The sequence below is a fragment of the Collinsella aerofaciens genome (genome assembly GCF_015555045.1).
Lineage (GTDB): Bacteria > Actinomycetota > Coriobacteriia > Coriobacteriales > Coriobacteriaceae > Collinsella > Collinsella aerofaciens_W.
Genome location: NZ_JADNJQ010000005.1, coordinates 67202 through 89629, shown reverse-complemented (window position 1 = coordinate 89629; position 22428 = coordinate 67202). Strand labels below are relative to the sequence as shown.

Annotated in this window: 21 protein-coding genes; 3 read left to right on the top strand and 18 right to left on the bottom strand. The window is 60.5% G+C overall.

Annotated elements, in window-relative coordinates; translation table 11 throughout:
* Positions 1-43 precede the first annotated feature (43 nt).
* From hemW to pyrR, 17 genes are all read right to left on the bottom strand, one after another.
* Complete coding sequence (hemW, locus tag I2E45_RS03260) at positions 44-1276, bottom strand: radical SAM family heme chaperone HemW (protein WP_195444236.1); 1233 nt, start codon at positions 1274-1276, stop codon at positions 44-46.
* Between the two features lie 2 nt (positions 1277-1278).
* Positions 1279-2322, bottom strand: a complete 1044-nt coding sequence (dusB, locus tag I2E45_RS03255; protein WP_195444234.1) for a tRNA dihydrouridine synthase DusB — start codon at positions 2320-2322, stop codon at positions 1279-1281.
* A 4-nt stretch (positions 2323-2326) separates the two neighbouring features.
* Entirely contained in the window at positions 2327-4138 is a 1812-nt protein-coding gene (lepA, locus tag I2E45_RS03250) for a translation elongation factor 4 (protein WP_195444232.1), read from the bottom strand.
* Between the two features lie 96 nt (positions 4139-4234).
* Entirely contained in the window at positions 4235-4501 is a 267-nt protein-coding gene (gene rpsT / locus I2E45_RS03245; protein WP_022094714.1) for a 30S ribosomal protein S20, read from the bottom strand.
* 133 nt (positions 4502-4634) lie between these two features.
* On the bottom strand, positions 4635-5597 hold the full coding sequence (gene holA, locus I2E45_RS03240; protein ID WP_195444230.1) for a DNA polymerase III subunit delta: 963 nt from the start codon (positions 5595-5597) through the stop codon (positions 4635-4637).
* A gap of 78 nt (positions 5598-5675) precedes the next feature.
* Complete coding sequence (locus tag I2E45_RS03235; protein ID WP_195444228.1) at positions 5676-7979, bottom strand: DNA internalization-related competence protein ComEC/Rec2; 2304 nt, start codon at positions 7977-7979, stop codon at positions 5676-5678.
* A complete protein-coding gene (locus I2E45_RS03230) occupies positions 7976-8689 on the bottom strand; it encodes a helix-hairpin-helix domain-containing protein (protein WP_195444225.1) in 714 nt (237 codons plus the stop codon). The genes I2E45_RS03235 and I2E45_RS03230 overlap by 4 nt, the downstream gene beginning before the upstream one ends.
* 213 nt (positions 8690-8902) lie before the next feature.
* A complete protein-coding gene (gene thiI, locus I2E45_RS03225; RefSeq protein WP_195444223.1) occupies positions 8903-10147 on the bottom strand; it encodes a tRNA uracil 4-sulfurtransferase ThiI in 1245 nt (414 codons plus the stop codon).
* On the bottom strand, positions 10148-10429 hold the full coding sequence (locus I2E45_RS03220; protein ID WP_035138532.1) for a DNA-directed RNA polymerase subunit omega: 282 nt from the start codon (positions 10427-10429) through the stop codon (positions 10148-10150).
* Positions 10430-10434: 5 nt separating this feature from the next.
* Positions 10435-11004: a guanylate kinase gene (gmk, locus tag I2E45_RS03215; RefSeq protein ID WP_195444221.1), complete on the bottom strand. Its 570-nt coding sequence runs from the start codon at positions 11002-11004 to the stop codon at positions 10435-10437.
* Positions 11005-11313, bottom strand: coding sequence for an integration host factor, actinobacterial type (gene mihF, locus I2E45_RS03210; RefSeq protein ID WP_006236130.1), 309 nt, complete (start codon positions 11311-11313; stop codon positions 11005-11007).
* A 239-nt stretch (positions 11314-11552) separates the two neighbouring features.
* Positions 11553-12269: an orotidine-5'-phosphate decarboxylase gene (gene pyrF, locus I2E45_RS03205; RefSeq protein ID WP_195444219.1), complete on the bottom strand. Its 717-nt coding sequence runs from the start codon at positions 12267-12269 to the stop codon at positions 11553-11555.
* Entirely contained in the window at positions 12263-13171 is a 909-nt protein-coding gene (locus I2E45_RS03200) for a dihydroorotate dehydrogenase (protein WP_006236128.1), read from the bottom strand. The genes pyrF and I2E45_RS03200 overlap by 7 nt, the downstream gene beginning before the upstream one ends.
* Positions 13172-13185: 14 nt before the next feature.
* Entirely contained in the window at positions 13186-13953 is a 768-nt protein-coding gene (locus I2E45_RS03195) for a dihydroorotate dehydrogenase electron transfer subunit (RefSeq protein ID WP_195444265.1), read from the bottom strand.
* Between the two features lie 116 nt (positions 13954-14069).
* Positions 14070-15359 (bottom strand): dihydroorotase, encoded by a 1290-nt coding sequence (locus tag I2E45_RS03190; RefSeq protein ID WP_195444217.1) that lies wholly within the window; start codon positions 15357-15359, stop codon positions 14070-14072.
* Positions 15343-16287 carry an aspartate carbamoyltransferase catalytic subunit gene (locus I2E45_RS03185; protein WP_195444215.1) on the bottom strand — a complete coding sequence of 315 codons (945 nt, stop codon included), beginning with the start codon at positions 16285-16287 and terminating at the stop codon, positions 15343-15345. Before I2E45_RS03185 ends, I2E45_RS03190 begins: the two co-directional genes overlap by 17 nt.
* A gap of 4 nt (positions 16288-16291) precedes the next feature.
* Complete coding sequence (gene pyrR / locus I2E45_RS03180; protein ID WP_006236123.1) at positions 16292-16876, bottom strand: bifunctional pyr operon transcriptional regulator/uracil phosphoribosyltransferase PyrR; 585 nt, start codon at positions 16874-16876, stop codon at positions 16292-16294.
* 451 nt (positions 16877-17327) lie between these two features.
* Here pyrR and rpmB point away from each other — a divergent pair, with 451 nt between their 5' ends.
* Complete coding sequence (gene rpmB, locus I2E45_RS03175; protein ID WP_195444213.1) at positions 17328-17516, top strand: 50S ribosomal protein L28; 189 nt, start codon at positions 17328-17330, stop codon at positions 17514-17516.
* 196 nt (positions 17517-17712) lie between these two features.
* Here rpmB and I2E45_RS03170 read toward each other — a convergent pair whose 3' ends face one another.
* Positions 17713-18489, bottom strand: coding sequence for a transposase (locus tag I2E45_RS03170; protein ID WP_195444211.1), 777 nt, complete (start codon positions 18487-18489; stop codon positions 17713-17715).
* Positions 18490-18819: 330 nt separating this feature from the next.
* On the opposite strand from I2E45_RS03170, the gene adhE reads away from it, so the two are divergent.
* Positions 18820-21468 carry a bifunctional acetaldehyde-CoA/alcohol dehydrogenase gene (gene adhE, locus I2E45_RS03165; protein ID WP_117797767.1) on the top strand — a complete coding sequence of 883 codons (2649 nt, stop codon included), beginning with the start codon at positions 18820-18822 and terminating at the stop codon, positions 21466-21468.
* 87 nt (positions 21469-21555) lie between these two features.
* Positions 21556-22320 (top strand): aminoglycoside phosphotransferase family protein, encoded by a 765-nt coding sequence (locus I2E45_RS03160; RefSeq protein ID WP_195444209.1) that lies wholly within the window; start codon positions 21556-21558, stop codon positions 22318-22320.
* Positions 22321-22428: the final 108 nt, after the last annotated feature.

Genomic DNA, 22428 nt, shown 5'->3' with positions numbered 1-22428 from the left:
GCTCACAGCAGCGTATATATTCCGGTAATTCTACCCGAGCGGCCTAAGCTAGATCCCAAAACAGCTCGAACAGAACATTTCCATCGAGCCAGCCCAGGTGTGTCGGCGCCAGACGAGCGCGAACGCGGCCCGCGACGACATCTGCCGAAGTGAGGGGTCCCTCATGGACCCCGAGCGTCTCGGGCACCCAAGTGGCAAGACCCAATTCGAGCGCGCGATCGCAGACAGCTGCCAGCTCGCCCGTTGGGATGACGCAAGCCGCACGAATCAACAGGTCGGATGCAATACCGCGCGTCATGCGACAAGCGAGCATCAGGTCTTCAGCCGCAGCCTCACGCTGCGACAGATACTCGAAATCAAACGTCGTCGCGGCATCGTCACGTTGCACCAGTCGCACGCGGTACGCATCGCCGCGAGCAGACACGCCGGGAAACAGCCCGGCCAAGCGATCAAAATCCTCGGCGTCGAGCATACCGGCGGCAGAGCGACCCAGGCCCAAATAGCCCCGGCCGGTCCAGTAAGCAATGTTATGGGCGCACTCATGGCCGTCGAGCGCGTAGCTCGCCACCTCATACGGGTGATAGCCAGCGGCACCCAGGAGCTCGCGTGCCACGTCCATGCACGAAGCTTGAAAATCCTCATCAGGCTCGAGCGACTCGTCGCGGCACGCCATGCGATAGAGGGGCGTCCCCTCCTCGAGCGTGAGCGGGTAAACCGACACATGATGCGGAGCCGCCGCCAGCACGCCATCGAGCGTGCGCTTCCAACTCACTGCGGTCTGCCCGGGAAGTCCACACATAAGGTCGCACGACACGTCAAGCCCAGCGTTCTTGACCATCGCGATAGCGGCGAGCGCCCGATCGGCATCGTGAATACGGCCGATGGCAGTAAGTTCGGTGTTATCGAGCGTTTGCACGCCCAGAGAGACGCGTGTGACACCAACCTTGACAAGTGCAGCGGCAAGCTCGGCGGACAGCGACTCGGGATTGGCCTCGCAGGTAAACTCAACGGGGGCGCACCACGCACGAATACGCCGCGCCAGCTCCACCAGGCGCTTCCCCGCCAGCGACGGCGTACCGCCACCAATATAGACGGTGCGGATCTGGTCAAGGGCCCCAGCCTTGCCAAAAGCATCGAGGCGCGCGAACAACTGCTCAAAATAGACATCGAGCGCAGCGCTCAGGTCGCACGGAGCAAAACTGCGCGAGTCAAAGTCGCAGTACCGGCACTTTTGGGCGCAAAACGGCACATGCACGTACAGCGCGGTAACGGCCACCCTTAAGCCTCCAGCGGATGAGGGGGCACCGATTCGCCGGCGGAAAGGGCAGCCTCGCAGGCCACCACATCGTGCTCGATCTCATCGACCAGCGCCATGAACTCCTCATACGTGGAGCAGCGCACCACATGGGCACGCCAAGCGGCGGCATGGGGCATGCCTTTTAAGTACCAGCTTGCGTACGTGCGGGCACGCGACATGAGCGGCAGGAGCTCATGCGTCAGCGTTAGGTGTTCACGCAGGGCGTTCAGGCGCTCGACCGAGCTGCGCGCCGGTACCGGCGTGCCATCGAGTGCAAGGGCGCGAGCATCGCCGAACACCCACGGATTGCCGTAGATGCCGCGCGCGATAAACACCGCGCTGGCACCCGAGCTGCGCAGATGCTCCGCGGCATCCTCGGCGCAGAACACATCGCCCGAACCGATCACGGGAATCTCGACGGCGTCGGCCACCTCATCGACGATCGACCAATCGGCCTGGCCCGTATAGAGCTGCGTGGCACAGCGACCATGTACCGCCACCGCAGCGGCCCCTGCCCCCTCGAGCATCTGGGCAAACGTCGCGGCATTACGGTCCTCGGCGTAAAAGCCCTTGCGGATCTTTACGGTCACGGGCACGTGCGCCGCGCCCACCGTGGCCTCAACGATCTTCTCCGCAAGGTCGGGCGTGCGCATGAGCGCCGAGCCCTCGCCCTTGGTAACGACCTTGCGGGCGGGGCATGCCATATTGATATCGATGAGCGACAGGCGATCGCCCACACGCTCCTCGACGGCGGCGACGGCACTCACAAACTGATCGGGCTTGGAACCAAAGAGCTGCACGCAAATCTGCTGCTCCTCGTCGGCCGGCAACACCAGGCGCCACGTCTTGTTGCTGGCATAGGCAAGGCCTGCAACGCTCACCATCTCGCTGTAGGCAAGGTTGGCACCGCGGCGGCGGCACATGATGCGATAGGCGGGGTCGGTCACGCCCGCCATAGGAGCCATAAGGAACGGCTGCTCAGCATAAGCACCCAGCAGCCGCTTGCTGTATTCAGAAAGCGCCATAGACCTACTCGTCCACCTTGAGGATCGCCATAAAGGCCTCCTGCGGGACCTCGACTGAGCCGATGGCCTTCATGCGCTTCTTGCCCTCTTTCTGCTTCTCGAGCAGCTTGCGCTTACGCGAGATATCGCCGCCGTAGCACTTGGCAAGCACGTCCTTGCGACGCGCCTTGACGGTGGAGCGGGCAATGATCTTGTTGCCGATGGCACCCTGGATGGGCACCTCGAACAGCTGACGCGGGATGATCTCCTTAAGTTTGTCGCACAGACCACGGGCCAGGCCATAAGCCTTGTCCTTATGGACGATAAACGACAGCGCGTCCACCTCGTCGCCCGAAAGCAAGATATCGAGCTTCACAAGCTCGGAGGGACGGTACTCGTTGAACTCGTAGTCGAGCGAGGCATAGCCCTTGGTACGGCTCTTGAGCTGGTCAAAGAAGTCCAAGATGAGCTCGGCAAGCGGCATATCGAAGCGCATCTCAACCGACTTGCTCGTGAGATGGATCATGTCGGTAGTAATGCCGCGGTGCTCGATGGCGAGCTGCATGACGGCACCCGTATACTCGGGCGGACAGATGATCTTAGCCTTGAGGTACGGCTCCTCAATGCGCTCGATACGTGTGGCCTCGGGCAGGTCCTGCGGGCTGCGGACATCGATCATCTCGCCATCGGTCTTGTACACGTGATAGTCGACCGAAGGACTCGTGGCAATGAGGTCCAGATTGAACTCGCGCTCCAGGCGTTCCTTGACGACTTCCATGTGCAGCAGACCCAGGAAGCCCACGCGGAAGCCAAAGCCGAGCGCCACCGAGGTCTCGGGCTCCCACACCAACGAGGGGTCGTTAACGTGGAGCTTATCGAGTGCGTCACGCAGGTTCTCGTAGTCCTTGTTATCGATCGGGAACAGGCCCGTATAGACCATGGGCTTGGCCTCGCGGTAGCCGGGAAGCGGCTCGGGGCAGGGATTCGACGCCCACGTGAGGGTATCGCCCACGCGAACGGCCTCGGGGTCCTTCAGGCCCGTGACCACGTAACCGACCTCGCCGACCGTCAGCGCGTCAACCGGAGTCTCGGCGGGACGCTTGACGCCCACGCCATCGACCAAAAAATCGCCCTTTGCCTGCATCATGCGCAGGGTATCACCCTTTTTGATGGAGCCGTCAAAGATGCGCACCGTGGCGACGACGCCACGATACTCGTCGAAGTATGAATCCAGAATGAGTGCCTTGAGCGGCGCATTCGCATCGCCCTTGGGCGGAGAGATCAGAAAGACAATGGACTCCAGCAGATCGTGGATGCCCTCGCCGGTCTTGCCCGAGACACACACGGCATCATCGGCAGGGATCGCCAGGTCATCCTCGATCTCGGTCTTAACCTCGTCGGGATGAGCCGAGGGCAGGTCGATCTTGTTGATGGCCGGCACAATGTCCAGATTGGCGTTCATGGCGAGCGTCGCGTTAGAGACGGTCTGCGCCTCAACGCCCTGCGTGGCGTCGACAACGAGCACCGCGCCCTCACAGGCTGCCAGCGAGCGCGAGACCTCATAGGTAAAGTCCACGTGGCCCGGCGTATCGATCAGATTGAACAGATACGTCTCGCCATCGTCGGCGTCATAGGACACGCGAACGGCATTGGACTTGATCGTGATGCCGCGCTCGCGCTCGATATCCATGGTGTCGAGCAGCTGCGACTCCATGTCGCGTTCGTCGACGGTATGGGTGAGTTCGAGGATACGGTCACTGATCGTGGACTTGCCATGGTCGATGTGCGCAACGATTGAGAAGTTGCGGATGTGGGAAATGTCAATTGAAGTATTCATGCGGACTATCTTACCCGAGCGGTACAAAAAATGGAGCCTGTTCCATAAAACAGGCTCCATTTATGCGCGTAATCTGTTTGGTGTGAAATTTACAACTTAGGCGTTGATGCTGTTCACGAGCTTGGCAAGACCGGACTTGCGGTTGGAAGCCTGGTTCTTGTGGATAACATGCTTGGCAGCAGCCATGTCGAGACGCTTGGTGACGGTCTTGAGGGCAGCCTGGGCCTTCTCGGCGTCGCCCTCGGCGACGGCGGACTGGACGTGCTTGGTCAGCGTCTTGAGCTCGGACTTGACAGCCTTGTTACGCATGCGAGCTGCCTCATTGGTGCGGATACGCTTCTTCTGAGACTTGATGTTTGCCACTTCTGGAGTTCCTTTCGAGTTCCTTGCAAAAAATGTATGACACCTCTGAGACACGGTGAGGTCATGCAAGCGCCTACTATAGCACGCTCCCCCTCAAAGGGATAGAACGAATTTGTCAAATAGGCAGGTATCATCACGATTTTCTCAAGATGTTCGTAATCCAGAGTAAAAGCGCGGTCTCAGAATCGGCCGAACCCTTGAGCGCGAGCTCCACATCAACGGCACCCTCGAGCGCTGCGACGAGCTCTGCCATCGAAAAGCGACGTGCCCAGGTCAGGTGATTCTTGACCTGCCAGGACTGAAGCTTGAGTGTTGCGGCCAGCTCACGACCCTGTCCGCGCGCATCGAGCGCCTTGGCAACGATAAGCTCGCGGATGCGGCCGCACAGCAATGTGTAAGTCCACACGTAGCTCTTGGCGGGAAGTAGATTGAAGAGCTCGAGCGAGCAGCGCATGTCACGGGCCGAGACCGCATTGAGAAAGTCCCAGGGTTGAACCTCGGCCGTACGTACAATCCAGCGCTCAACGTCGGCAAGCTCAATTTGCGATGCCTCGACCATCTGGGCAAGCTTGGCCAAGTCGTTATAGAGCATGCGGGTGTTCTCGCCCGAGCGCGAAACGAGCTCCTCGGCGGCCGCCGTCGAGATGGACTTTCCGTGCTGCGTCGCCATCTGCTGCACGCGGCGCGGGAGCTCCCAGCGCTTGGTGCCCGAGCAATCGACGATAGCCTTCTTGTCGATCTTGGCGATCGCCTTATACAGGCGCGTGTTCTTGGCAAGCGAGTCGGCGATGATGAGGCAGACCGTTGTGGGGCTGGGACTCGCCAGATACTCAACGAGCGGCTCCGAGACCGCCTTGGCGAGCTTTGAACAGCCGTCAAGGATTACTAGGCGAAACTCGCTACCCATCGGAAAGGTGTTGAGCGATCCGATAATGGACTCGATATCGGGGTCCTTGGTCATGTCGCGCTCGTCGAGGTTGAACTCGACCATACCCGACTTTTCCAGACGCGCTTTCATACGCGAGACGGCGTAATCGCGCTTGACTCCGTCGGTACCGACGATCAGATATGCCGGCAGCAGACCGGTTTCGGACATTGCGCTCCCCTCCCGCAGGCCTTCGTATTCGTTCCGTGCCATTCTAGCCCAGGGGCCCACCACACGCCAACGACGTCGTCATGGTCGCTGGCATCGCATCGCAAAGCCATTCGCAGTCGGCGCGACGGTAATGTCGCCGTGTTCGATGGTGCACGCGAACACGCCGCCCGCTTCCTTAACGGCATCGATGCAGGCATCGGACGGATGGCCGTATCGATTCCCTTCGCCCGCGCTCGCGAGGGAAAGCTCGGGCTTCAGGACGTCCAACAGCTCATCATCGACTGAAACCTTGGAGCCGTGATGCCCAAGTTTAAGGACATCGATATCCCCCACCTCCCGCACGAATTCCCGTTCTTGGTCGAGCTCGGCATCACCGGTGAGAAGTATGCGCAGGCCCTTGCCTTCCTGAACATAAGAGAGCAGCAGGACAAGCGAGTCCTCATTTCCCTCGCCATCCACGGCCTCGAATGGCCACATCACGCGGGCGCAAAAAGAGCCGATGTCGACCGTATCCCCGCGGCGCACCTGCCGATACTCCACGCCAGGTCGGTTCAATACCTCGGCAGGAGCATCCTCCAGCGCATCCGCCGCCACGGCAATCGTTCCGACCGAAAACTGTTCGAGCACGGCAGGCAGACCACCCCAGTGGTCCTCATCCCAATGCGTCACAAAGACGGCATCGATATGGTGCACGTTATTGCGAACCAACGCCGCTACCACGCGCTCGTCGAGCCCGCAGTCGACGAGCGCTACTACGCCGCCCTGGCGGATAAGAATCGCATCGGCCTGGCCCACATCGAGCACCGTCACCGAAGGCGGAGCGAATCGATCCCAGTAGACGTACGGAATCGCAGCCAAGAGCACCAGGCATGCAAGCCCCACCGCCATAGGACGTGCACGGGGACGCGGCCACCAGACCAGCAGAACCGCCAGCAAACACGGCACTAGGTAAATCCACATGCTATCGGGCGGCACGCTCACGGATGCACCCGGCACGGCGGCAAACAGCTGCTCGAAGAACAGTGCGCAACGGGCGGCAACCATGGGCACAACGAGCGCCCAAATCCGCAACGGTTCCACGAGCGAAAAGGGAACCAGCACGATCGACACAGCGAGCAGTACGCTCACCACCGGACCGATGACTGCATTTGCCAGCGGAGCAATGAGCGAGAACGTACCGAAGGCAGGAATGGTAATGGGAAGTGTTGCCAGTTGCGAGCACAGCGTGACGGAAAGTATGTTGGCAACGCCCGATGGCACGCCCAGCTCACCCAAAGCGTAGGTCGCATAGGGGCAAAAGCACAGAATGGCTAAGACGCTGGCACATGAAAGCTGAAAGCCCATCTCGAACAGCACCGTCGGCCGCAGTAGCACAAAGATGGACATGGTTACGAAGAGTGCCGATGCGCCGTGCCGGCGACGCCCCGCGCCGTTTACGACAAGCGTCGCGAACACCATGCAGCACGCGCGCACGGCCGAGGGAGACGCGCCCGTAAAGGCAGTGTAGCCCACAAGCGCCATCGCCAATATCGCCCGCTGAACACCACGTGAGCAGCGAGTCTTTTGCAATACACCCTCGATTACAAATCCCACGTTAGCCAAATGGCTGCCGGAGACGGCTATAAGATGCGCCGTTCCCGTCACCGAAAACCAGTCGCCCGCCGGCTGGGCGCGCAGTTCGGCCGAACGACCGCAGACGACACCGGCTATGAGTGCACGCGCCGGGTCGGTCGCAGGCGCGATGGACGCAAGCAGCCCATTTCGCAGCCGAAGCAGCGGTCCCGGAGAGCCCTCATCGGCCGACACAATCCGAACGACTTTAACCTTGCGCACCTCGCCTCGGAGCACGCGCGATCGTCCATATGCATCGTTCTCAAAACGTGAAACGCGACCGATAACACGCACGTGCGCCCCGACCTTGAGCTCGCGGTCGCACGATAGGCGAACCGTTGCCAAGTTCTTACCGTCCGCGCGTGCCTCGCAGGTACAGGAATACACGTCGTCGTTTATGGATGGATCGCCCTGCACGATAAACTCGAGGCCGCTTGCCGCTCGACCGTCGAGCGCCTTCGAGGCGCTGAGCGCACCCACAGCCCACCACGCCGAGACGACCGCTCCCGCCACGAGACCGACGGACGCGGCATACAACCACCGCTTCAAAGGGGCAAGCCGCGCACAAGATTGAGCCAGTACAACGAATACCGCCGCCGCAACGGGAATGGCCCATAGCAGCCCGACCGCCGGCGCCCGCTCCCTCAGCAGCGCATCAGCGGCCACGTTGAGCACCAAGGCGCAGCTCATGCACATGCCGGCACACAAGGCCATCGTCCACGGAAGCAGGGGCCGCGGTGGCATCACACGCTCGCGCTCGGTCGCACTCATACGCAGATGCAATCTTTGATTTTGGCAAGCTTCTTCTCGCCGATTCCCGACACACGCATCAGATCGTCAACCGAGGCAAAAGCACCGTTCTTTGTCCGTTCATCGATAATCGACTGGGCCATGGAGGGACCGATGCCCGAGAGCGTCTGCAGCTCTACCGCGCTTGCCGTATTGATGTTTACTAGGCCTGTTGCGCCACTCACGCCCGATGATGTGGAAGCCCCACCATCAACACCGGCTTCCGCAATGGACGCCTGCTGCTCCCCTACCGTTGGAACATGGATTTTTTGTCCATCAGTGACCTTAGATGCCCGATTAAGCCCCGTAACGTCAGCCTCGGGCGCCAGCCCGCCGGCGGCATCGATCGCCTGGGATACCCGTGCCCCGTCTTTGAGCCTGTATACACCGGGCGACACAACGGCGCCATCGACATCGACATAGACCTCTGCCGCGGCAGAAGCCTTAGTCGAAGAGCCTTCGGATGTCTTTCCGCTCGAAGCATCGCCGGATCCCGGCTCCACTAACGAGCCCGTACCATCAGTGCGCTCAAACGACACACCGCCGGCACCGCCGCCAAGGTTCGCCATCGCCAAGCCGCTTGCCATCGCAATGACGCCCAGCATCGCCACCACCACAGCCTTATGACCGAGCAGCTTGCCTGCCCAGCGGTCCATCTTTTTGACCCGTTCGTGTTGTTCGCGCTGCGCCATAGCAAAACCTCCCAACAACATCGTGTCAGGAAAAGAGCCCTGCAACAGCCATGCTTCAAAACCGGTTTTCGCGGTCAAACCAAAAGCTGACCAAAACCTTGCACAAATCTGTCCATTTATTCAGGCACACGTCAGCAAATGAACACTTAGCCGCAAAATGCCCAGATAGCAAAAGACCGACGATGCAAGCGCATCGTCGGTCTATGCACAAATTTACTCGTGATCTTGGTAAATCTCACGCGGAGCAAGCTCCGAATGTTTGCGTTTTAAGGTCTTAGGGGCCTTATACGTGTTGCTTTCGAAGTCGATGTACTCGGTCTGCTTGAGTAGGCGCTCGATCATCTCCTCGTGATCGAACAGCTCCCAGGCCTCATGCACGGCATCGAGTTTAGCGTGCGTCTCGGGACGGCGCGGCATAAACAGCGTGCAGCAGTCGGGAGCGGCCTCAGTCGAGATATCAAACGTACCGATCTCCTCGGCGCGCGCGATGATCTCCTGCTTGTCCGAACCGATGAGAGGACGGAACACGGGGATCTTCACGGCCTCGTTAACGGCCATGATATTCTCAAGCGTTTGGGAGGCAACCTGCCCAAGCGATTCGCCCGTCACGATGGCCTTGGCGCCCTCGATGTGTGCAATGTGCTCGGCAACCGAATACATAATGCGGCGATACATGATCACGCGCAGGTTGCTGGGACAGGTGACCGAAATCTCACGCTGGCAGTCGCCAAACGGCACTACGTACAGGCGGCCGATCTGGACACCCGGCTCAAGCGCACGGATGATGTCCTGCACCAAATACTCGCTCGTATCGGGCGTCTGCGGACGACCAGAGAAATGCACCGGCACGCACACCGCGCCGCGACGCGCGAGCATCCAGGTCGCCACCGGAGAATCGATACCCGACGACAGCAGCGTCACGACCTTGCCGGCAGAACCAACCGGCAGACCGCCCACGCCGCGCTCGGAGCGCGCATACACATAAACGCTACCCTGGACCACCAGTACGTGCACCATCGCATCGGGGTCGTGCATTTGAACCTTTTTATCGGGGAAGGCCTCACACAGCACCTCGCCCACCTGACGATTGATGTCAATCGAGGTGAGCTCATAGTCAGTATTGGAGCGCTTGGCTTGCACCTTAAACGAATCGAAGGAACCAAACTCGCGCAGCGCCTTCACGGCGGCGGCGCAGTACTCCTGAGGGTCGCGATTGGTGTGATACGCCAAAGACACGCGAGCAACGCCGGGAACGGTGCGAATGACACGCGCCGCCTCATCGGCCTGATGCTCGTTAAAGGTCACGAGGATATAACCGGAAATTCGAGACACGGCATTCACGGAAAAGGCGGCCAAGGCCGCCTTGATGTTATCCATGAGGATATGCTCAAAATGTGCGCGGTTCTTACCCTTCAGTCCAACCTCGTGATAGTGGACCAGGCAGACGCGAGCCGCCATTTAGGCTTCAGCAACCTTGTGGCCGAGCGCCTTCTCGTAACGGGCCTCGTCGTAAGAGATGTCGCCGTCGACAATCTCGTCCATAGCCATCGAGATGGTATCGGCACCGGAAAGCCCGATGGTGATGTCATCGACATCCTGGACGGCAAGCACACGGTTGTGCTGGCCACGCAGCATGCTATTGATGTCGCAGGCGCGCTTGGAGGCAAGCGAAGCGAGCAGGAAGCGGTTGTGATCGGTCTTCTCCAGAAGATCGTCAATGCAAGGCTTTACAACGGACACGGACCTCAGATCCTTTCATGCATATCGAGAACGCGAACGAGCTCATCGGTCGCGCGGTCGAGATCGTCATTAACCACTACGTCGTCGTAGCGGTCGGCAAGGGCAAGCTCATCGGCGGCGTTTGCCATACGCAGCTCAATCGTCTCGGGCGTCTCGGTACCGCGACCGACTAGACGCTCGCGAAGCACCTCGAGCGAAGGTGGCTTGATAAAGATCAGCACGGCCTCGGGGAAACGCTCCTTCACCTGCAGGGCACCCTGGACATCGATCTCCAAGATGAGAGACGAACCAGAGGCGAGCTTGGACTGAACCTCGCTCAGCAACGTGCCGTAGCAGTTACCGTGGACCTCGGCCCACTCAACAAACTCACCGTTTGCCACGCGGCGGTCGAACTCCTCGCGCGTCAGAAAAAAGTAGTTGACGCCGTCGACCTCACCTTTGCGTGGTGCTCGCGTGGTAGCCGAAACCGTCAGGCCCAGGTTCGAGCGGCGCTCGCGCACACGAGTGACGAGCGTACCCTTGCCTGCGCCTGACGGTCCAGAAATCACAAAGAGCTTGGAATCCTGAGCGCTCACTTATTTGGTCAGCTGCTCGAGGAGCTGCTCGCGCTGACGGACGCCGAGGCCCTGGACGCGACGGGTAGCGGAGATACCGAGCTCCTCCATGATCTTGGCGGCCTTGGCCTTGCCATAACCAGGGAGAGACTCGATGAGGGTGGAAACCTTCATGCGGGAAGCGATGGGGTCATCGGAGTTGAGCACGGACTCGAGGGACTTCTCGCCCTTCTTAATCTGCTCGCGAAGCTCAGCGCGGGCGTGACGTGCGGCAGCAGCCTTCTCAAGAGCCTGCTTGCGCTGCTCATCGGTAAGCTGAGGGAGTGCCATTCGTACCTCCAAATAGTTGGGTTATATCTGATTCAATAATTGGCATTTTAGCACGTAGAACGTACAAAATGCCCAATCGCGGCTCCATAGGTTAGACGATACCCGCAAAAAGTGCAATATACTGCGCCCAAAGTTAAGCCCCTGACCTGCGATTCCACACAAAGGATGGGAAAGTTTACGCAGGCACAGGGGCTATTTTGTGCTAATAAGACCCAAAAGTGGTGACTTAGGGGAATCTTTTAGGCGACGTTTTCGACCAGCTCGGCGACAATAGCGTCAAAGGCGGCAACCGGATTGTCGGCGCCGGTGATGGGACGGCCCACCACAATGTGGCTTGCGCCACGCTCGATAGCCTGAGAAGGCGTCGCCACGCGGGACTGGTCGCCTAAGGCGGCACCCACCGGACGCACACCCGGAGTCACGATCAGGGCATCAGGACCCAGCAGCTCACGCATGTCGTGAACCTCCATCGGCGAGCACACGATGCCATCGATGCCGTTGGCCTGAGCGAGCTTTGCCAGGCGGGCGGCCTCCTCGGCCACGGGCGACTCGACGCCAATCTCGCTCAAGGCATCCTGATTCATGCTCGTAAGAACGGTGATGGCGACGAGCTTAGCGCGGTCCTCGCGCGCCTCCTCGGCACCCTCGCGGCAGGCAGCGAGCATGGCGCCCGAACCCAAACCGTGGACCGAAAGCAGATCGGCACCGGCAAGCGAGGCCGAGCGGGCGGCACCGCGAACCTGATGCGGAATATCATGGAACTTAAGGTCAAGGAAGACCTTAAAGCCCAGGTCCTTGAATGTCTTGACGATCTGGGGACCCTCGGCGTAATAGAGCGTCATGCCAACCTTGAGCCAGGCGGCATGGCCCGAAAGCTCGTGGGCAAGCTCGAGCGCACGCTCACGGTCGCAGTCGAGGGCGACGATTACGCGGTCGCGGGCATCGGTCTCTAGCATTCGAAAGCACCTACCAGTTCGTTGATGTCCTTTACGCCCTGGGACTCGGCCCAGGCCTCGAGCTCATGCGCGATCTTGAGCGAAGCGCACGGATCGACGAAGTTGGCCATACCGACCGACACGCAGGTGGCGCCGGCCAGGATAAACTCGGCCGCATCTTCTCCGGTCATGACACCGCCGACACCGTTGATGGGGATATCGACGGCCTGGGCAACCTCCCAGACCATGCGCACGGCGATGTGGTGGCACAGCGGGCCCGAAAGGCCGCCCTTGGGCTTGGCCACGCGGGACTTGCGGGTATGGACGTCGATGGCCATGCCCTGGATGGAGTTGATGACCGAAAGGCCGTCGGCGCCGGCAGCCTCGAGGGCCTTGGCGATCTCGGCGACGTTGACCGGCGCCATCTTCACGAACAGCGGCTTATCGGTCACCTTGCGGCAGGCAGCCATAACGGAAGAAGCGCCCTCGGGCGTGGAGCCCATGGCGGCACCGCCGGCGGCGATATTGGGGCAGCTCACGTTGATCTCGTAGCCGGCAGCCCAGGGGCACAGCTCGACATACATCTCGAGTGCGCGGACAAACTCGTCAACGGAGTGGCCGGCAACCTGACAGATGACCTGGCAGCCGTCCTTGGAGAGCTGCTCGAGCCACGGACCGGACTCGCGGGCAAAGGCGGCCACGCCGGGGTTCTGAAGGCCCACGGAGTTGATCATACCGCCGGGGATCTCGGCCATGCGGGGCGCGGGGTTACCGGGCCAGGGCTCGGCTGCGCAACCCTTGGTGGTGATGGCGCCCAGTTGGGAAACATCAAAGAAGTTCTGGAACTGCCAGCCGTAGCCAAAGGTACCGGCTGCGGTGTTGATGGGGTTTTGCATCTTGACGCCGCCGAAATCGACGGCCATGTTCACGGTACCCACTAGAAGACCACCACCTTGGAAGCATCGAACACGGGGCCGCACATGCAAGCACCCTTCATACCGTCGACCGTCTCGACATTGCAGGTGTTGCAGGCGCCAAAGCCACAGCTCATCATGCGCTCAAGCGACACCTCGCAGTACGCACCGGCCTCGGCGGCAGCGGCGGCGACTTTCTTCATCATGACGGCGGGACCGCAGCTGGCGACGTAGTCGTAGCCGCCCTCGCCGAGCAGCTCGGCTGCCGGGTCGGTGCAAAAACCGTGCGTGCCCAGCGTGCCATCGTCGGTGCACACGTTAACCGTGGCGCCCAGCGCGCGGAACTCGTCGATGCCCACGGCCTTGGAAGCGGTGCCAAAGCCCAGGCACACGTCCACATCAACACTCTGCTCGGCAAGCATGCCGGCAAGGCACAGCACAGGCGGAACGCCGATGCCACCGGCGACGAGCAGGGCCTTCCTGGTGCCCTCGGGTACCATCCAGCCACGGCCACCGGGGCCCAGCAGGTTAGAGGTGGAGCCGGGGCCCATCTGGGACAAACGACGGGTATCGTCGCCCACGACGGCGTACCACAGCTCGACGGTGCCGGCCTCGGCGTCGGCGCGGTAGTAGCTCAGGGGCACGCGAAGCAGCGAGGACGCATCACCGGGTACGGCGATGTTCACAAACTGACCGGGCTTGAGCGCACTTGCAAGCTTGGGGGCCGAGATGACGAGCGAGAAGACGCCGTCGGCAATCTCCCGGTTCGAGACGACCTCGAAGTCGTGCATGCGTGCAGTGGAAGGTGTGGGCATAAACGCTCCAATCCCCCATGCGGTTGCATGGTCCAAACGAATAGAAAGCGCGGCACCGCAAGGGCGCCGCGCACAAAAGCGATAAGGCTATGCTAGCAGATGCAGCCGTCGGCAAGCGTCTGTTTACCGCCGACAAATACATCGGTGGCACGACCGGTGAGCGTGCGGCCGGCAAAACCGGAGTTCTCGGCGCGCGACTCGTAACCGTCCTCGCCAACCGTCCAGGTTGCGGAGGGGTCGAACACGGTCAGGTCGGCAACGGATCCCGCCTTGACCTGAACCTGGTCGAGGCCCAGGATCTCACGCGGCTTGATGGCCATGAGCTCGACCATACGGCCCATGCTCATCTTGCCCGTGTTGACCAGCTCGGTGAGCACGAGCGACAGCGAGGTCTCGAGACCGATCATGCCAAAGGGCGCAAGCTCGAACTCGCGGGCCTTCTCCCACGGGGTGTGGGGAGCGTGATCGGTGACGATAACGTCGACGGTGCCGTCGATGACGCCCTGACGGATGGCCTCGGCGTCCTCGTCGGTGCGCAGCGGCGGATTGACCTTGAGCGAGGTGTTGTAGGTCTCGTCCAGGTCGTTCTCGGTCAGGAACATGTGATGCGGGGTGGCCTCGCAGGTAACCTGAACGCCAGCGGCCTTACCGGCACGCACGATCTCCAGGCCATGGGCGGTGGAGATGTGCTGGATGTGCAGCTTGGCACCGGTCAGCTTGGCGATCTCGATGTCGCGGGCAATCTGGAGCTCCTCGCCGGCAGCCGGCCAGCCCTCGAGGGCCAGACGGGTCGAGACCTTGCCCTCGTTGATCTGGCCGTGGCCGACCAGATCCTCGTCCTGGCAGTGGCTCATAAAGACCTTGCCGAACATCTTGCCGTAGTCCATGCAGCGACGGAGCATGCCCGCGCCCTGCACGCCGCGACCATCGTCGGTGAAGGCGACGGCGCCGTGGGCGACCATATCGCCCATCTCGGACATGGCCTCGCCCTTAAGACCGCGGGTCATAGCGCCCGACGGATAGACGCGGCAGTGACCGACCTCGGCAGCACGGGACTTGACGAACTCCACGACGGTACCGTTATCGGTAACGGGATCGGTGTTGGGCATGGAGCACACGCCGGTAAAGCCGCCCTTTGCAGCTGCGCGGGTGCCGCTCTCGATGTCCTCTTTGACCTCGTAGCCGGGCTCGCGAAGGTGAACGTGCATATCCACCAGGCCGGGGACGAGGTACTTGCCGGAAAAGTCGCGGACCTCGGCTCCCTCGACGGCGAGATTCTCGCCGACCTCGGCGATCTTGTCGCCGTCAATCAGGACGTCAACGACACCGTCAAGCTCGACGGACGGGTCGACGACGTGGGCATTCTTAAGAAGCAAGGCCATTATCGGCACCTCCAAGCAGCAGATACAGGATAGCCATACGCACGCAGATACCGGCGTAGACCTGCTCCAGGATGACGGAGCGTTGCGGGTGGTCGGCCATATAGGAGTCGAACTCGACGCCGCGGTTGATGGGGCCCGGGTGGCAGATGATCGCGTCGGGCTTCATGAGCTTCTCGCGGTCCTTGGTCAGGCCGAAGAGCTTGTGGTACTCGCGAATGGTCGGGAACGGAGCACCCTCGAGGCGCTCCTGCTGCACGCGCAGCATGTAGACGACGTCCAGCTCGGGCAGGACGGAATCGAGGTCGCTCGTCACGTGGTCGCAGCCCAGGACCTCGGGCGACGGCGGCAGCAGCGTGCCGGGGGCGACGGCGTAGGTCTCGCAGCCCATGATCTTAAGGGCGGGGATCAGCGAGCCGCAAACGCGGGAGTGCGCGATATCGCCGACGACGGCGACCTTCAGACCGTGGAAGTCACCCTTGTGCTCCCAGATGGTGTACAGGTCGAGCAGGGCCTGCGTGGGATGGTTGTGCTTGCCGTCACCTGCGCAGATGACGCTCGCGGGCGAGTTCTGCGTGACGATGTAGGGGGCACCGGCGTGCTTGTCGCGTACGACGATGCAGTCGATCTTATAGGCGTTGAGGGTCTCAACGGTGTCGACGAGGCTCTCGCCCTTGACCGTGGAGGTCGAGGAGCCGCCAAAGTTAAGGCTGTCGGCCGAAAGACGCTTCTCGGCGAGCTCGAAAGAGCTGCGGGTGCGCGTCGAGGGCTCGTTGAACATGTTGACGACGGTCTTGCCCTTGAGCGTGGGGACCTTCTTGATGGCACGCTCGTTGACCTCGGAGAACGCCTTGGCGGTCTCGAGGATGAGCTTGATATCCTCTTCAGAGTACTCGGTAATGTCGATCAGGTGCTTATGGTTGAACGCCACGGTACTACTCACCTCCCAGCGGCGCGGAGCCCACGTGGGAACCCGGCGCGACGTCGTTAATCTCGACGGCGGTGTGGCCGTCGACTTCCTTCATATATAGGTGCACGTTCTCCTCATGCGACGAGGGAACGTTCTTGCCGACAAAGTCCGGCGAGATGGGGAGCTCGCGGTGGCCGCGGTCAACGAGGACTGCCAGCTCGATGCGGCTCGGACGGCCCAGGTCCATGACGGCGTCAAGAGCGGCGCGGATGGTACGGCCCGTATACAGGATGTCGTCCACCAGCACGACGCGCTTGCCGTCGACGCTGAAGGGAATGTTGGTAGCGTGGATCGCGGGAGCGAAATTGGTCGCATAGTCATCGCGGTAGAAGCTGATGTCCAGGCTGCCGAGCGGAACGTCGACGCCCTCGATCTCCTTGATCTCCTCGGCGAGCTTCTTTGCCAGAAGGTCGCCGCGCGTGACGATGCCGACCAGAGCGAGATCTTCACAGCCCTCGTTGCGCTCGAGAATCTCGTGCGCGATGCGGGTCATCGCTCGATTGACGGCGGTCTCGTCCATGATGACCGCCTTGGGGGAAGTCGTGCCCATCGATCTCCTTCCTCACATGTCTTGACTGCTGACACAGTCAAAAAAATAGATGCCCGACCGCTCAAAGCGGACCAGACACCCACAGGAAGGGCTGCTCTTTGGCAGCAATGTAATTCCATGTGGGTATCTCGTACCCCTTTAATGGTCACTGGATAGTGTAGCCAACCTCGAGCTTAATTGCGAGCATAAATACAGAGCAATCCGTAAACGGAGCCCAACACTCCATAAACCTATATATATTTGTGGGACGAGCTTGAAAACCTTGGTTCGAGCTGGCATAATCCCCTCTGCTGCACGCAAATCGGATCTACGTCCAGGGCCGTAGCGTGGGCACTATCGCCAAAAGAGGAATATCTCTGTGTAGATTGCGCACAGGGAGCTGCTTCTGTGCTATAGTTCAGGCTTGTTTGTTAACGCGACATGTTCGTTTGTCGCCCAAGGAGGGTCAGTTATGTCCAAAGTTTGCGAAGTTTGCGGTAAGCACCCCGTTGCCGGTCGCTCCATCAGCCACTCTCACCGCGTCACCAACCGTAAGTTCCACCCCAACATCCAGCGCGTGTACGTCGTCGTCGATGGTCACCGTCGCAAGATGAACGTTTGCTCCACCTGCCTCAAGTCCGGCAAGGTTGCGCGCTCCTAAATAAGGTCTTACCAACAAGTACCTCGGACTCTCCGGGTCAAAGACCTCGCGTTCATATAGAACTTACCAAAGGCGCCCTCCCCTACGGAGGGCGCCTTTTTGCACTCATTGGGGACAGACTTACATGAGTGCTTTCACGCATTGGGGACAGACATGAAGCACGCATGCGACGCACTGACTGGCTCCGGCCCCTGCCTCACGCAGCATCCTTCCAGCCTGCAGTTGCCTTGGTCACGCTTGTAGCGCCGATGCCGGTGATACGGGCAATTTGCTTGACCGTGAGATGCGCCCGCCTAAGCCTCAGCAGACACGCATCGCGTTCGGGGCGTGGCAGGGCTTTGAGCAGTGCAGGATCTATGCTCGGCAGAACTTCGCGCGCAACGGAAAGGGCCTCCTCATCGGGGATCCGCCGGCGTGGAAGAACCTCCATTGACCAGATGCGCCCGGCAACTTCCTCGAGATGCTCGCAATAGCACCGGGAGCCACCGACAATATCGAGCATAGGAGCCGCATCACAGATGTCAAAGGGATCATAGCCCAGCTGATACGCCTTATAGCTTGACCAGCGGTACGCATCGAGCGAGTCAAGCGCACCCTTCACGGGATTGAGATGAATATAGTCGAGCAGCTGCACCGCCTGCGTGTCCGACTCAACCGCGACCCGCGAATAGCGATTGTCAAACAGATGTCCCGTTCTCCCCGTTTTTCCATTGAAATACTTAGCATATGCCGTCAGCGCGCACTGCATTGCCTTTGAAAGGTTGTCAAATGGGTCATCAACCATCAAATGGAAGTGATTGTCCATAAGGCACCAAGCCAACACCGCCACTTCATGGCGCGCAAACCTGTCCGAGATATCCGATAAGAAACGATAACGGTCGGAGTCATCTTCAAAAATAATCTGTTTGGAGTTGCCGCGGTCAAAGACGTGGTAATAGCCGGTGATCGAAACGGGGCGGGCGCATCGGGGCATAATCTCTCCTTTCAAAACTGTTCAGGCAACACCTAAAAGGAGAGAAGCAACGCGAAATGCTGAGCCTGCAACCTATTTATATCCAATAAGCGGCAATAACAGGCCCAGAACGGCAAAATGGCAAAACGATGTCTGTCCCAAATGAGTGAAAGCACTCATGTAAGTCTGTCCCCAATGAGCGGGGCGATGCATTGGGCATAGTTTTAGTTGAAACGGTTCATTTGATTGAAGCGTTTTAGTTTGTCTTTTACGGGAATCTGACCGTTCACCGAATTATTTCTTGCTATCATGCATCTTGTAGGGTAAATCTCCGATCGCAAGGAGACACAAATGGTGAAAAAGTCACCGGAAAACACTACTCCCGCAATTGTGGACAACGTAGAGGCGCTTGAGGCTAAGCTCGCTCAGATGCGAGAGGCCCAGGCGCTTTTTGCTACGTACACGCAGGAGCAGGTCGACAAGATCTTCTATGAGGCCGCCATGGCCGCCAACAAGGCTCGTATCCCGTTGGCGAAAATGGCCATCGAGGAGACCGGCCGCGGCGTTCTTGAGGACAAGGTCATCAAGAACCACTACGCCGCAGAGTACATCTACAACGCTTACAAGAACACCAAGACCTGTGGTGTCCTGGAGCGCGACGAGGCTTACGGCATCACCAAGATCGCCGAGCCCATCGGCATCGTGGGCGCCGTCATCCCGACGACCAACCCCACCTCCACCGCGATCTTCAAGACGCTGATCAGCCTGAAGACCCGCAACGCCATCATCATCTCCCCGCACCCGGCTGCCGCCAAGTGCACCATCGCCGCCGCCAAGCTCGTGCTTGACGCCGCCGTCAAGGCCGGCGCCCCCGAAGGCATCATCGGCTGGGTCGATGTCCCCTCCATCGAGCTGACCAACATGGTCATGCGCGACGTCGACATCATCCTCGCCACCGGTGGCCCGGGCATGGTCAAGGCCGCTTACTCCTCGGGCAAGCCCGCCCTGGGCGTTGGCGCCGGTAACACCCCGGTCGTCATCGACGACACCGCCGACGTGCTGCTCGCCGTCAACTCCATCATCCACTCCAAGACCTTCGACAACGGCATGATCTGCGCTTCCGAGCAGTCCGTGACCGTCATCGACACCATCTATGACCAGGTCAAGGCCGAGTTCCAGAAGCGCGGCTGCTACTTCGTCAAGCAGGGTGCCGAGATGGAGGCCCTGCGTGCCGCCATGTTCAAGAACGGCGCTCTCGATCACCGTATCCCCGGCATGGCTGCCGCCAAGATCGCCGAGCTCGCCGGCATCGAGGTTCCCGCCAAGACCAAGATCCTGATCGCCGAGGTCACCTCCACCGACCCCGCCAAGGAGGAGTTCTCCCACGAGAAGCTCTCCCCGGTCCTGGCCATGTACCACGCCAAGGACTTCCAGGAGGCCGTCGACAAGGCCGAGCACCTGGTGCTCGCCGGTGGCCCGGGCCACACCGCCTCTCTGTACGTGCACCCCGCCCAGGCCGAGAAGATCAGCCTGTTCGAGCACGTCATGAAGGCCTGCCGTATCGTCATCAACACCCCGTCCTCGCACGGCGGCATCGGTGACCTGTACAACTTTGGCATGAAGCCGTCTCTGACCCTGGGCTGCGGCTCCTGGGGCGGCAACTCCGTCTCCGAGAACGTTGGGGTGAAGCACTTGATCAACGTTAAGACTGTGGCCGAGCGCCGTGAGAACATGCTGTGGTTCCGCGCTCCCGAGAAGGTCTACTTCAAGAAGGGTTCCACGCCCGTCGCCCTCGACGAGCTGGGCAACGTCATGGGCAAGAAGCGCGCCTTCATCGTCACCGACCAGTTCCTCTTCAAGAATGGCAACACCCGCGCCATCGAGGCCAAGCTCGACGAGATGGGCATCGCCCACGACTGCTTCTACGACGTCGAGCCCGATCCGTCGCTGCAGTGCGCACGTCGCGGTGCCAAGCAGATGGCTCTCTTTGAGCCGGACGTCATCATCGCCGTCGGCGGTGGCTCCGCTATGGACGCCGGCAAGATCATGTGGATGATGTACGAGCACCCCGAGTGCAAGTTTGAGGACATGGCCATGGACTTCATGGACATCCGCAAGCGTATCTTCACCTTCCCCGAGATGGGCAAGAAGGCCTACTTCGTCGCCGTCCCGACCTCTTCGGGTACCGGCTCCGAGTGCACGCCGTTCGCCATCATCACCGACAAGGAGACCGGCATCAAGTGGCCGCTCGCCGACTACGCGCTGCTCCCCAACATGGCGATCGTCGACGCCGACAACTGCATGACCGCCCCGCGCGGCCTGACCGCTGCCTCCGGCATCGACGTCATGACCCACGCCATCGAGTCCTACGTCTCCATCATGGCTTCCGACTACACCAAGGGCCTCTCCGAGCGCGCTGCCAAGCTCGTCTTCGAGAACCTGCCCTCCAGCTTCACGAACGGCGCCAAGGACCCGCATGCCCGCGAGGAGATGCACAACGCCTCCTGCATGGCCGGCATGGCCTTCGCCAACGCCTTCCTGGGCCTCAACCACTCCATGGCCCACAAGCTCGGCGCTTTCCATCACCTGCCCCACGGCCTTGCCAACGCCGTCATCCTGACTCGCGTCATGCGCTACAACGCCGCCGAGGCCCCCGTCAAGATGGGCACGTTCTCCCAGTATCCCTACCCCAACGCGCTGCACAACTACGCCGAGATGGCCAAGTACTGCGGCATCGAGGGCAAGGACGACAAGGAGGTCTTCGAGAACTTCATCACGAAGCTCGAAGAGCTCAAGGACTTCATCGGCGTCAAGAAGACCATCGCCGACTACGGTGTTGACGAGCAGTACTTCCTCGACACCCTCGACGAGATGACCGAGCAGGCATTCAACGACCAGTGCACCGGCGCTAACCCGCGCTACCCGCTCATGAGCGAGATCAAGGAGCTCTACCTGGACGCCTACTACGGCCGCGAGCCCCAGGATTACGCCGTCTGCTAGTTTTAGCACGGTTATTTGCGGCGGGGGTGCACGGGTGTACGCACGCCCCCGCCGTTGCTTCTATCGCATCGTTGAAAGGATGCAATCATGCTGCTCCCCGATTCCAAGACCGAGCTCGTCCGTCGCGGCAACAAGGTCGTTTACGACCTGGGCGACAAGATCGTCAAGGTCTTTAACGAGACCAAGCCCGTCTCCGACGTGTTCAACGAGGCTTTGAATCTTGCCCGCATCAATGAGTGCGGCATCCGCAGCCCCAAGGCTCTCGAGGTTTCTCAGCTCGAGAACGCCAACGGCTGGGCGCTTGTGACCGAGAAGGTTCCGGGCACTACCCTTGCCGAGAAGATGACTGCCGAGCCCCAGCGCTTTGGTGAGTACCTCGAGATGTTCGTCGACCTCCAGATCGAGATCCACGGCTACACCTCCCCGCTGCTCAACCGTCAGCGCGATAAGTTCGCACGCATGATCGACAGCCTCGATCAGCTCAATGCCACCACGCGCTACAACCTTCAGGAGCGTCTGGACGGCATGACCAAGGAGTTCAAGGTCTGCCACGGCGACTTCAACCCCTCCAACGTCATCGTCGGCGACGACGGCCAGCTCTATGTGTGCGACTGGGCACACGCCACCCAGGGCTCCCCTGCTGCCGACGTTGCCACCACCTACCTGCTCTTTGCCCTCAATAGCAAGGACCAGGCCGAGGCCTACCTGGAGCTCTACTGCGACCGCTCCGACATGCCCATGCAGGTCGTGCGTCAGTGGACGAGCATCGTCGCCGCTTCCGAGCTCGCTCGTAAGCGCAACGTGAACGATGAGTTCCTGAAGAACTGGATCGACGTCGTCGATTATCAGTAATATCTGAGCGATTCATTTCGCATCGGAGGCACAAAGGGAAACCCCGCAGCTCGAATGGGCTGTGGGGTTTCCCTTTTAGCTATAAAAGATTCTTAGACGCAAAAGCGG

What these genes read in the sequence shown, in the direction of transcription:
- dusB (WP_195444234.1), bottom strand. Translation starts at nt 2,322, where the DNA reads ATGGCGCTTTCTGAATACAGCAAGCGGCTGCTGGGTGCTTATGCTGAG.
- lepA (WP_195444232.1), bottom strand. Translation starts at nt 4,138, where the DNA reads ATGAATACTTCAATTGACATTTCCCACATCCGCAACTTCTCAATCGTT.
- holA (WP_195444230.1), bottom strand. Translation starts at nt 5,597, where the DNA reads ATGTCCGAAACCGGTCTGCTGCCGGCATATCTGATCGTCGGTACCGAC.
- I2E45_RS03235 (WP_195444228.1), bottom strand. Translation starts at nt 7,979, where the DNA reads ATGAGTGCGACCGAGCGCGAGCGTGTGATGCCACCGCGGCCCCTGCTT.
- I2E45_RS03230 (WP_195444225.1), bottom strand. Translation starts at nt 8,689, where the DNA reads ATGGCGCAGCGCGAACAACACGAACGGGTCAAAAAGATGGACCGCTGG.
- thiI (WP_195444223.1), bottom strand. Translation starts at nt 10,147, where the DNA reads ATGGCGGCTCGCGTCTGCCTGGTCCACTATCACGAGGTTGGACTGAAG.
- mihF (WP_006236130.1), bottom strand. Translation starts at nt 11,313, where the DNA reads ATGGCACTCCCTCAGCTTACCGATGAGCAGCGCAAGCAGGCTCTTGAG.
- pyrF (WP_195444219.1), bottom strand. Translation starts at nt 12,269, where the DNA reads ATGCTAGAGACCGATGCCCGCGACCGCGTAATCGTCGCCCTCGACTGC.
- I2E45_RS03200 (WP_006236128.1), bottom strand. Translation starts at nt 13,171, where the DNA reads ATGGCCGTCGATTTCGGCGGCGTCAAGATGCAAAACCCCATCAACACC.
- I2E45_RS03195 (WP_195444265.1), bottom strand. Translation starts at nt 13,953, where the DNA reads ATGCACGACTTCGAGGTCGTCTCGAACCGGGAGATTGCCGACGGCGTC.
- I2E45_RS03190 (WP_195444217.1), bottom strand. Translation starts at nt 15,359, where the DNA reads ATGGCCTTGCTTCTTAAGAATGCCCACGTCGTCGACCCGTCCGTCGAG.
- pyrR (WP_006236123.1), bottom strand. Translation starts at nt 16,876, where the DNA reads ATGGGCACGACTTCCCCCAAGGCGGTCATCATGGACGAGACCGCCGTC.
- rpmB (WP_195444213.1), top strand. Translation starts at nt 17,328, where the DNA reads ATGTCCAAAGTTTGCGAAGTTTGCGGTAAGCACCCCGTTGCCGGTCGC.
- I2E45_RS03170 (WP_195444211.1), bottom strand. Translation starts at nt 18,489, where the DNA reads ATGCCCCGATGCGCCCGCCCCGTTTCGATCACCGGCTATTACCACGTC.
- adhE (WP_117797767.1), top strand. Translation starts at nt 18,820, where the DNA reads ATGGTGAAAAAGTCACCGGAAAACACTACTCCCGCAATTGTGGACAAC.
- I2E45_RS03160 (WP_195444209.1), top strand. Translation starts at nt 21,556, where the DNA reads ATGCTGCTCCCCGATTCCAAGACCGAGCTCGTCCGTCGCGGCAACAAG.